This is a genomic window from Mesorhizobium sp. M7A.F.Ca.CA.002.09.1.1 (genome assembly GCF_003998555.1).
Classification (GTDB): Bacteria; Pseudomonadota; Alphaproteobacteria; order Rhizobiales; family Rhizobiaceae; genus Mesorhizobium; species Mesorhizobium ciceri.
Genome location: NZ_RZRR01001040.1, coordinates 1 through 1739, shown reverse-complemented (window position 1 = coordinate 1739; position 1739 = coordinate 1). Strand labels below are relative to the sequence as shown.

Sequence of the window (1739 nt, the reverse complement as noted above, 5' to 3'; positions counted from 1 at the left end):
ATCTACGCGAGGCACTGATGCTCTCGGACCGCATCATCGTGCTCGCGCCGCGGCCAACCCATGTGCTCGGCGTGTTCGACGTACGGTTGCCACGGCAACATCGCAATTCGCAGGTGATGAGCGACCTTCTGCGGTCGTTCCATCATAGATTTCCGGACGTCACCTGATCGCCTGCAGGTGAAATGCATATCGGAGGCCTTCATGTCGATCGATCGGCTAAGACGCAGGCTTGTGAGTGGCTTCGCCTGTACCGCCGCCAGCGCCGCCTTGATGCCGTGCTGCCTCGGACGAGCCGCGGCTGGCAACCTGGGATTCTCGCTCAGGCAGATCGCCGACGGCGTCTTCGCCTTCCAGGGCACGGATGAATTGATGACCGCCGCCAACGACGGTGCGATCTGCAATCTGGGCGCCGTCATCGGTACCGATGCGGTTGCCGTCATCGACAGCGGTGGCAGCCTGATCGAGGCGCACGCCTTTCTCGCCGCGATCGGAAAGGTAACCGCAAAGCCGGTTCGCTTCCTGGTCAACACCCACATGCACCCCGACCACATCTTCGGCAATGCGGCATTCCGGGAGATCGGCGCGACCATCGTCGGTCACCGCAATCTGCCGCGCGCCCTCGACGCGCGTGGCGCGTTCTATCTGCACAACTATCGCGAACAGCTTGGCGAGGCGCTGATGGAGGGGGTCGAGATCGTGTCGCCGACCAGGCTGGTCGACGATCACCTGCAACTCGACCTCGGCGGGCGCACGATCGAACTGCGGGCATGGAAGGCGGCGCACACCGACAACGACCTGACCGTATTCGATACCACGACCAGAACGCTCTTTGCCGGCGATCTGGTGTTCATGGGCTCCTTGCCGACGCTCGACGGATCACTGCTTGGATGGCTCCGCCAGATGGATGCACTCACCGCGATCGACGCCGCGCGCGTCGTTCCAGGTCATGGTCCTGTAACGGCCGACTGGCCACAGGCACTGGCGGGGGAGCGACGCTATTTCGAGGTTCTGGCGCGCGATATCCGCAAGGCGATCGCCGACGGAACGCCGCTGCGCGAAGCAGTCAAAACCGCAGGCGGAAGCGAACGGGACAATTGGCACCTGTTCGACGATTACAACGAGCGCAACGCAACGGCCGCATTTGCCGAACTCGAATGGGAATAGACGACGCCGACATGCGCCAGGCGGCCGTAAAGCACGGCGATTTGCCAAGGCGTCGCCAAAGGCTTATCCTCAACGCCAGCCTGGGCACCACCTCTCTTGCATTGGTGGAGGCATCGAAATGCAAAATCAAGCTTACTCGAGCCGGCAGCTCGCCTTGCCGCTCGCATCCGTTTTCACCGCGATCATCTTGACCATCGGCACGTTGCTCGGCTCCTCGGGAGCCGCCAACGCACAGCAAACAACCGCGTCCTCGGATAGAATCTGGCATGACTTGAAGGGCGACGTGTTCGGCGATCGGGCAATTCTGGTCGATACCGGCGTCGTCCGGATCGAAGCACCGAAGCGGGCGCAGGATGCCGCCATCGTGCCCGTCGATATCTATCTCGATCCAGCCAAGGCGCCAGACGGCATCAAATCCGTTACCTTGATCATCGATGCGAACCCTGCACCGGTGGCGGCAACGTTCCAGCTCGGCAAGGATGCCGGCGTGACGCATCTGTCGACGCGCGTGCGCGTCAACGACTATTCCTATCTGCGCGCCATCGCTGAGACGCAGGGTGGTCAACTCCATATGG

2 protein-coding genes are annotated in these 1739 nt (G+C 62.3%); both read left to right on the top strand.

Going from position 1 to position 1739, the window contains the following annotated elements:
- Nucleotides 1-201 precede the first annotated feature (201 nt).
- The gene (locus EN994_RS29935; RefSeq protein ID WP_027162621.1) at nucleotides 202-1164 is read left to right on the top strand and encodes a quinoprotein relay system zinc metallohydrolase 2; all 963 of its coding nucleotides are present in this window, start codon (nucleotides 202-204) and stop codon (nucleotides 1162-1164) included.
- Between the two features lie 118 nt (nucleotides 1165-1282).
- On the top strand, nucleotides 1283-1739 hold a 457-nt coding region (locus EN994_RS29930; protein WP_281060215.1), incomplete at its 3' end, for a thiosulfate oxidation carrier protein SoxY.